Source organism: Erythrobacter ani, from assembly GCF_019204025.1.
GTDB classification, from domain to species: domain Bacteria; phylum Pseudomonadota; class Alphaproteobacteria; order Sphingomonadales; family Sphingomonadaceae; genus Erythrobacter; species Erythrobacter ani.
Window position 1 is genome coordinate 1 of sequence record NZ_JAGSPB010000005.1, and the last position, 7,490, is coordinate 7,490.

11 protein-coding genes are annotated in these 7,490 nt (G+C 58.7%); all 11 read right to left on the bottom strand.

Annotation, left to right across the window (positions count from 1 at the left end; all coding sequences use genetic code 11):
- Window positions 1-57: 57 nt before the first annotated feature.
- The 11 genes from KCG45_RS15325 to KCG45_RS15375 all read right to left on the bottom strand — a co-directional run bounded on the left by KCG45_RS15325 (window position 58) and on the right by KCG45_RS15375 (window position 7,297).
- A complete protein-coding gene (locus KCG45_RS15325) occupies window positions 58-252 on the bottom strand; it encodes a hypothetical protein (protein WP_218318093.1) in 195 nt (64 codons plus the stop codon).
- 261 nt (window positions 253-513) lie between these two features.
- Window positions 514-672, bottom strand: a complete 159-nt coding sequence (locus KCG45_RS15330) for a hypothetical protein (protein ID WP_218318094.1) — start codon at window positions 670-672, stop codon at window positions 514-516.
- Window positions 669-1,526, bottom strand: coding sequence for a replication initiation factor domain-containing protein (locus KCG45_RS15335; RefSeq protein WP_218318095.1), 858 nt, complete (start codon window positions 1,524-1,526; stop codon window positions 669-671). The genes KCG45_RS15330 and KCG45_RS15335 overlap by 4 nt, the downstream gene beginning before the upstream one ends.
- A 77-nt stretch (window positions 1,527-1,603) precedes the next feature.
- Window positions 1,604-1,879 carry a hypothetical protein gene (locus tag KCG45_RS15340; protein WP_218318096.1) on the bottom strand — a complete coding sequence of 92 codons (276 nt, stop codon included), beginning with the start codon at window positions 1,877-1,879 and terminating at the stop codon, window positions 1,604-1,606.
- Between the two features lie 97 nt (window positions 1,880-1,976).
- Window positions 1,977-3,266: a type II secretion system protein GspD gene (locus KCG45_RS15640; protein ID WP_218318097.1), complete on the bottom strand. Its 1,290-nt coding sequence runs from the start codon at window positions 3,264-3,266 to the stop codon at window positions 1,977-1,979.
- Between the two features lie 158 nt (window positions 3,267-3,424).
- Window positions 3,425-4,471: a zonular occludens toxin domain-containing protein gene (locus KCG45_RS15350; protein ID WP_218318098.1), complete on the bottom strand. Its 1,047-nt coding sequence runs from the start codon at window positions 4,469-4,471 to the stop codon at window positions 3,425-3,427.
- 103 nt (window positions 4,472-4,574) lie between these two features.
- The gene (locus KCG45_RS15355; RefSeq protein ID WP_218318099.1) at window positions 4,575-4,859 is read right to left on the bottom strand and encodes a DUF2523 family protein; all 285 of its coding nucleotides are present in this window, start codon (window positions 4,857-4,859) and stop codon (window positions 4,575-4,577) included.
- Between the two features lie 3 nt (window positions 4,860-4,862).
- A complete protein-coding gene (locus KCG45_RS15360) occupies window positions 4,863-6,266 on the bottom strand; it encodes a hypothetical protein (RefSeq protein WP_218318100.1) in 1,404 nt (467 codons plus the stop codon).
- Window positions 6,267-6,426: 160 nt separating this feature from the next.
- Window positions 6,427-6,651 carry a hypothetical protein gene (locus KCG45_RS15365; protein ID WP_218318101.1) on the bottom strand — a complete coding sequence of 75 codons (225 nt, stop codon included), beginning with the start codon at window positions 6,649-6,651 and terminating at the stop codon, window positions 6,427-6,429.
- 35 nt (window positions 6,652-6,686) lie between these two features.
- The gene (locus KCG45_RS15370) at window positions 6,687-6,917 is read right to left on the bottom strand and encodes a hypothetical protein (RefSeq protein ID WP_218318102.1); all 231 of its coding nucleotides are present in this window, start codon (window positions 6,915-6,917) and stop codon (window positions 6,687-6,689) included.
- A 2-nt stretch (window positions 6,918-6,919) separates the two neighbouring features.
- Complete coding sequence (locus KCG45_RS15375) at window positions 6,920-7,297, bottom strand: G5P family DNA-binding protein (RefSeq protein WP_218318103.1); 378 nt, start codon at window positions 7,295-7,297, stop codon at window positions 6,920-6,922.
- Window positions 7,298-7,490: the final 193 nt, after the last annotated feature.

The window sequence follows — 7,490 nt, forward strand, 5'->3', positions numbered from 1 at the left end:
AATATATATTATCAGTTTTAGCAGTGCTAGCACCCTTCGATGGCGGCTTAGCACTGGCTACTGCGGATCGGCGTTCACTTCCTGAATGAAAGCTTTGACGTCCGCCATTCGCTCCTCGCGCACCCAGAACGTGGTCTGTTTGAACCCCGCCTTTTTCATCCGAGTGACGTATCGCGCATGGCGGCTTTGCCTTTCCGCATCGGCCTGCTGTTGAGGCTGTGACTTGCGGATTTGGTAGCTCGATTCGATCAATTTGCTGGCTCGCCATAGCAGTAACCCCCGTCCAGCAACAACCCCCTCGGCGTCGCAATAAACGGTGATTAACAAGCATCGCGATAAACGCAAGACTTATGTTCAATTATCGTTGGAAAACTTCTCCGGGAGGTGGCGCCGGGCGTAGTACGGGACCACGAAACAGCCGAGGAGCGTAAGGGCGTTCAGGTAACGCCATCGCCATCGGAAGCTATCGAACATGCCACGCACATTAAGCAAATGTGCTTAACTTACAGTTTACTACGATCCATCCCGGCGATCTTTTACACGCCCGACAATCTCTTCGAGATATTCTTGCGGCTCGCCGCCGAACCTCTCAGCAAGCCACTCACAATCCGCCCAGAACGCCGCAAACCAGCCTTGGTCTTCAGGACCATCGGATACCGGTGCACGCGTCATTCTTGCGCCTCCGGGAAGCCAGCAAGGACACCTATTGCGTGTCCAAACTCACAGAAGTCGCTGTCGCAGTCTTCGAACCAACCACGCAAAATCCTCGCATATTGCTGCGCCATGAGCCTACGCGAGCGCTCATCGTTGCTCACACGCTGATCGCGGATCGACACTCGCTTCGCTCCCATCCCTAGGACGCGGTCTGCGAATTGCCGCGTCCAGTCCGTACTGCCCCACATCTCCGGTCCGGTGATCGTCGGAGCCAGCGCTTTAGCAGCCTTCGTCTGCGGCTTAAACTCTAATTCGATCCGCACCAAGTCACGAAGGTCAGCGGTCAGCGGAAGGCCATTTTCCTTAGCGGTTTTGATGCCTTTCTCATACACCCGAACGAAGACCTGCGACGTTCGCGAGCCGATGTAGACCGTCCGCCCTTCATACTGGTTTGCCCAGTCACCAGCGAACGAAAGCTTAAGCCGATTGGAGCGCGCAAACCCCCGCGCGAACTGGGCGATCTTGTCGAACAGTCCGAAGTCCCGAATGTCCATCGCGTGGTCGATGCGCGTCGGCTTATGCTCATAATGCTCGCGCAAGTACTCCGCGAGAACCGGAGACGCCCTGCCAGTGCATTCAACATGCGGATGCGGGTTCGACCCCCCCGATTTCAATGCAAGCAACTGGTGACCTTTCTCGTCGATTAGTTGACGATTGGTGGCGTAGAACCGTGCCTTTAGCCCATCCTGCGCCTTAGGATCGAGCCCCGCGCTCTCCATGAGGCAAAACAAGTCATCAAAGAGGGCCTCGGCGTTCGCGTACACAGTGGCCGAATAGGCATCGAATTGGCCATTTTGATCCGCCTCATTCATGGCCAATTTCCGATTTTCCCACTTTCAATGATTTCAATGGGTTGGGAGAGTGTAACCCCCCTATTAGACATGGGGGGTCAACCGACATCGAGAAAGCCTTTCCGCCGCGATCCTCCCTCGCTCCGCTCGCTGCGGTTCGCGACGGGAAGGCTCAGCTGCGAAGAGCGGCGCGCGTCCCGATGTTCATAGGCGGAGATAAGCCGCTCCAGATACCGCACAGTTCGCCGAGCATCTGCTAGCCGTTCCACGAGGCTTTCCCTCGTTTCGGCCCCCAGCGGGCAATCTGGTGCCGTTTTGGACCCTTTCAGGCCCTGCACCGCTTCCCGAAATCCCTCAAGCTGCAAATAGTCCACGGCAACCCTCCTTATCTGTCCAAACATCGGGAGTTGATGGCCCATCAGCCTAGCCCGGTGCTCACTCTGTCAACGCGCAAACGCGTCCTTCACTGCGTTACGGCCCTACGGGTGACTGACGCTGCGCGCCGGTCGATTCTGATTGCGTCGGCTCCGAGGAAGTTTGTCGCTTCATCTCTCCAAGGAAGTTGTCCGGGAAAAGCGTGAAATGTATCTCTGCCTCGCTGCCCATCTCGACCAAGCTTGCCTCGACCAGAACGATTATCTGGCCTTTCGTCTGACTGTTCGTGCGCGAGCGGAAAATGCCCCCGAGGAACCCGCTCTGCGTCTCTTCAATGCTCTGCTGATCTAGCCCCGCCACCGCCGCCACTTCACCGGGCCGGAGCATGACCGTTGAGCTTGTCGTGGAGCGGTTCAGCGTCGGACTGTCATCCACGCCCGTCGTGGTCCGCTCGAAACTGGATCGCTCTTGCGTCACGGCCAATTGGATCAAGTCACCGCGAACCGTTGGCGAAAACTCGATATTGAGGCCGCTATCCCGGTACTCAATGGAGCGAACCGGCGCACCATCCTCAGTGAACGAGATAGCCCCAACAGTCGGAACCTGCGCCCCGGAATTGAGCGTTGCCGTGGTGCCATCGAGAGCGGTCAACATGGGCTGCGCAATGAGCTTGAAACGGCCATCGCCGCTCGTCCTGGACAACACCGCCCGCAGTCCACCAACGGCGAACCCGACAAACTGCCCACCCGGCGCCAACGACGCCTCCGAGCCGAACGTAATACGGCCATCAAACAGGTCCGCGAGGATCGAAAGCCCGCCTGACTTGTTCCGGCCTTCTCGAAATTCGTAGACGGCCGCACGGATGAGAACTGCCCTCGGCGGCCGATCCAGCGCCCGCAATATCGACATTGCCCGGTCCACCTGCTCGCCAGTGCCACCCAGCACCAATGCAGGCGGCGTTGCCCTTGACAGGATTCGACCGCCCGATGGGTCCGAGCCTTCTCGAGCCGCAACACTCAAATCCGGCATGACAGATTGCAGCATGTCGCCCAGCTCGGCCACATCGCGATGAGCAGGAACAGCGACCAGATGCGCCCTGACAGGCGGATCGACCGGACCTTGATCGACCTCGCCTACTGATCCCGGCAAATCCCCCAGCGGCGACCCACTTGGCGAGACGACGACAGTCCCGGCCTGCAACTCGACATTGTACCCGAGTGACCGGATATAGCGCACCACACGCTGCGGAATCTCAGCGCGAGGCAATTCCAGATCAACCGAGACAAGCCGCTCATCGGCCAACACTTCGGGCGCGATCATGTAAGGGACACCCATCACATCGCGCAGAAGCATGACAACCAACGGGCCAACCTCAATCGCATCCACCTGCACCCGCGCTGGAGAGACAACCCTTTCAATTCGCTCGTTTGGACCCGTTTGAGCAACGACCGGAGCGCAATATACTGTCGCACAGGCCGCGAAAAATAACATCGATCTCGCAACTTTCGGTAAGCCGGCAGATCCCGAATTTTTCCGTTTGTTACTCACGGCGCTAATTCGATCATGCCGGCATCCCGCGACACATGAACGCGATCCTCGGCATAGATCGCTTGGCCGTTCATATTGCCAGCGACCGGGCGACCCTTGCGGAACTCGCAGCACGACCCCTCTAACAGCCTCGTCGCCGTGCCATCGGAAACGACAACAAGCGGCCCTTCATCACCGACCAATTGGCCGACAATCCGCCACCGACTGGATGGAAGCGGCGCTTGCTGCGGTTGATTTGAAGGCATGACAGGCGCGAAGCCGAGAGGAGCTTGCTCAGGAACCGGAAGCGCCTCGGTCGCGCTGGTGAAGAAGCTGTAGACGCCATATGCGCATACACCCAGCGCAGCGACCATTCCGGCACAGCCGAACGCTAGGCCTTTGCTCCAAATGGTCGCCCGCGCATCGGTGCCCTTCTCCTTTGCATCAACCCCACCGTCATAGCTTGAATAGAGCGCAAAAACCTCTTTCTTGTAGCGCCCATTGCCCTTGTCGTACTGGCCCCCCTTCGGCTGCAAATGCCCCTCGAAAACGTCATACTGATACGTTTTCTTCATGCCCAGCGCGGACAGTTTCCGGAACTTGTACGAGCGTTCGATCAGGCCGCGATAATCGCCATGGACGTCAGTCGCCAACTGCGTCCCGATGACAACATCACACGTTCGGCCTTCCTCGTCCGTGAGGTGCCGGTGCCAGCGTAGGAACTTCTCCAGATCAGCATTCGGATGCTGGCCACGGCGCGGAAAGTACAGCCGCCATTCGTCGAAAACGAGCAGATCGCCGCCTTTGACGAACGTGTTCTCATCGGAAATCTCTTCGGTCGGAAAGAAGCCCGGTTTCTTGGCCTCTTCGCCGTAGAACAGCACAACGTCCCCGAGGTCACCAGTGGCGCTCTTATCGGCGTATTTCCGAACCTTTGCCGGTTCCACCCCGTCGATGTTGGTGACGACGCGCCGCCCCGCGGCCACAGCGGGCACGATGACCTGCGAAATCATCGCATACGACTTACCCGCACCGGGAGGCCCCGTGTAGGCCGTGATCGCCATTATCCGGCGACCAGTTGCTGAACGCTCGGGCTATACAGCACGAGGAACACAACGAGCCATCCGAAGAAGACGACCCACAGCTTGATGATCGCGGAAGCCCTCATCAGCCAATCACCGGCAAACGGCGGATCGAAAAGCGGACAATCCAAGCCCCCAGCAGTATCGGCATACCAATGTCGATTCGCAGCACCAGCAGGAAGAACAGCATGTCAGCAGGGAGGCTGGAAATACCATCCCCTGCGCCTTGGAGATCGACCGCACCACCAACGAAATCGAGCGCATATGTCCAAATGATGGCAAGCAGACCGGCGAAAATCGTCACGAAGAGCGCTTTGCCGAGGACGTACGAAATCAGCCACGTGAACGCGGCGCGAAGAATGGCAAACATCGGCTAGGCCCTCAGTACGATGAGCGCTGCACTGAGCGAAAATATCACCAGCATCAGCGAGGAAATGACCGCCTGATTTTCGGCAATCAACGGGCAATGGATATCGAGGACTAGGGGCTGTTCAAACGCCTCCGCCTCATAGGTCGGACAAGTCGGCGACCCCCACGAAAAAGTCGGCAAATCGAACCAGTCCGGAAAGTCTAGATCGAGCGTGCCGGGTTCCTCGACAACAGGCGCGCTGCCCCAATCCGGCCACTCCCACCACGAGCCGCCACCGTCACCGGGATCGCCGCCGCCACCGTCGCCGGAGCCGGGAGGCACGCCATCGCCGGGATTTTCGGGCGGCGTCGTCGGGATACTCGGCGGTTCGGCCAGATCAGCTATCTGCGGAGGATGACCACCGTCCTTAACGTCGGGAACATCTACGTCTGGAGCAGCTGGCACGCCGGGCTCGTTCTCGACGCTTTCCCAGAGCGCCTGCGTGAGTTCAGCAATGAAGATCGGATTAAGGTAACAGGACAATGTGCTGTCCGGCATTCCCTCGGGGTAGTTCTTCCATTCGGTAAACGGGATCGCAGTACTTGGCGGGTAGGCATATCCGGTCGGCCCCAATCCAAAATTGGGGACGTACCAAATGCACTCGTCTGACTGACGGTGCCAATAGAAGTTGAAGTCGCCGCCCACTGAGCCACCAACCGGACAGGGATTTTCCGCTAATATGATCTGATTATTGACCCAGTTCACTTGCTTCGAAAAGCTACCGCGCTGGACTAGCGTCGGCCCCTGATAGAACGCTGTCGAGCCGCCGATAAACGTGCGCCGCTCGCTGGTATCAAAGCGGACCTTGTAATACGCGAACTGCACCCGCCAATCGCTGCCACGGGTGAGATTTTCCTTGTGAGCCGCCCAGAGGGCAACGGAACTCGGATCGGGCGTGTGGGCGTTCACGAAGCCGCCCCCTTCCCTAGCACCCGCCGTCCAGGTGGGCGTAAATGTCTGCGGGTTATTGTCCATCGGCGTGGCGTTGCCGCTTAGTTTGAGCGACGGCACGATGAGGTTGTTCTGCGGGTCTAACTCGAACACATGGTTGCGGCAGGCATCTTGCTGCGCATCATTCCAATAGCCGGGGTCTTCATCACCGAATTCATACCGTTGGTTCGGGTTTCCGCGCGGCGCATCTGCCCCGAGCGGGAGCGTCAGCGGAATACCAACGAGGCTCGCGACACAGAGCCACGTGCCGCCCGAGCATGACACTACCGACCCGGCGACCTTGACCGCGATCGCGTCGAGCAGCGACAATTCCTCCTCTGGGGTGCAGCCAGTCCTATCGCAGGCGGACGAAGCCGTTGCTGCGATGGCCTCACCTACGTTAGTCGAGCCGTCTTGCGCCGCCGCTTGCGAAGCCAACAGGGCCGCAACCGATAAGCCAATCACCGATTTCCGCATGATACCCCCAAGATGAAAGCGAGCGCGACGATTGCGCCGAAAAAAAGACCACCGATGTCGAGGATCACTTGAGCCATGGCAGTTGGGGGACGACCAACGCCGCCCCCCTCCCTATTCGCGGTTAACCGCCACGAACCATACGCATGATCTTGCGCGCGCCCATCACGGCGAGGCTGACAAGAATCATGATTCCACCAACCGACAGGATCGCCGCGACCGTGGTGGTCACGTCGATTGCATCGGTGATGGGTGCAAAATCGGGGCCGGTCGCACCAGCAGCAAGCGCCGGAGACGCCAACACAGCCGCCAACAGACCGGCCCACATTACGCTTAGTTTCTTGAGCATATCTAGCTCCCTTATTGGCCGGATCATCCGGCGGTTCATGCGGATCGAATGACCCGCATCATCGAGCCGACCACGAGGCCGACAACGAATACAATGAGGACGAGAGTGACCGCGTTGACGTACAGGTCAGCCGCGAGGTCGGAGGTAACAGGAGCTTCCCCGGGCAACTGGACGACGACCGGGGTAAGAGGTTCGCCATCCACGGTCCCGCATGGTGCCACAGCCACGCCATCGGTGGCTGAAACACAGGCGACCACTCTCGTCACCCTTAAGCCGCCTTCTCTTTAGGTCCGGCAGCGCCCTTTGCGGACGCCGCCAGAGTGAGGCGGTCTAGAACTTCATCGGCATCGACGAGGTTTAGCTCGCGGGTGCCTTTGAACTGCACACGGCCATAGTCACCAGCGGAGAAGATCGGCCCGCCGAGGAAGTACATTCCCGGCGCATATGGCCCCTTCTCCGTGGGGAAATCGACACCGACTTCCACCGGGTACTTGCCGCCCTGCCAGATGAACCCTGTTTGCCGCCCGGGGAGCGGCTTGACTTGACCAGTCAGCTTGTCCGTATAGGTACGAGCCTGCTCGACCCCCGAACCGTCAATTTCCACGAGAACAAGGCCCGCTTGCTTTGCAAATTCTTCAAGGTTCACTTCACTTCTCCAAATTAACCGGGAACAGCCCGGCCTACAAAACCGTTGGATTACGCGCGCGCAAACAAATCGCCCTGCCATTTCGGCAGGCATTCACAGGCGGTAAAGAATTTCGGAAAGAGTTTAGTTGCGACTTCGTTAAGAGCCGCATCGTTCATCGGGTGTTTGCGAAGTCCGCAACTTAAACACCTAG

Excerpts from the sequence above, each read along its gene's own strand:
- KCG45_RS15350 (WP_218318098.1), bottom strand. The coding sequence starts at position 4,471 with ATGGCGATCACGGCCTACACGGGGCCTCCCGGTGCGGGTAAGTCGTAT.
- KCG45_RS15335 (WP_218318095.1), bottom strand. The coding sequence starts at position 1,526 with ATGAATGAGGCGGATCAAAATGGCCAATTCGATGCCTATTCGGCCACT.
- KCG45_RS15330 (WP_218318094.1), bottom strand. The coding sequence starts at position 672 with ATGACGCGTGCACCGGTATCCGATGGTCCTGAAGACCAAGGCTGGTTT.
- KCG45_RS15355 (WP_218318099.1), bottom strand. The coding sequence starts at position 4,859 with ATGTTTGCCATTCTTCGCGCCGCGTTCACGTGGCTGATTTCGTACGTC.
- KCG45_RS15365 (WP_218318101.1), bottom strand. The coding sequence starts at position 6,651 with ATGCTCAAGAAACTAAGCGTAATGTGGGCCGGTCTGTTGGCGGCTGTG.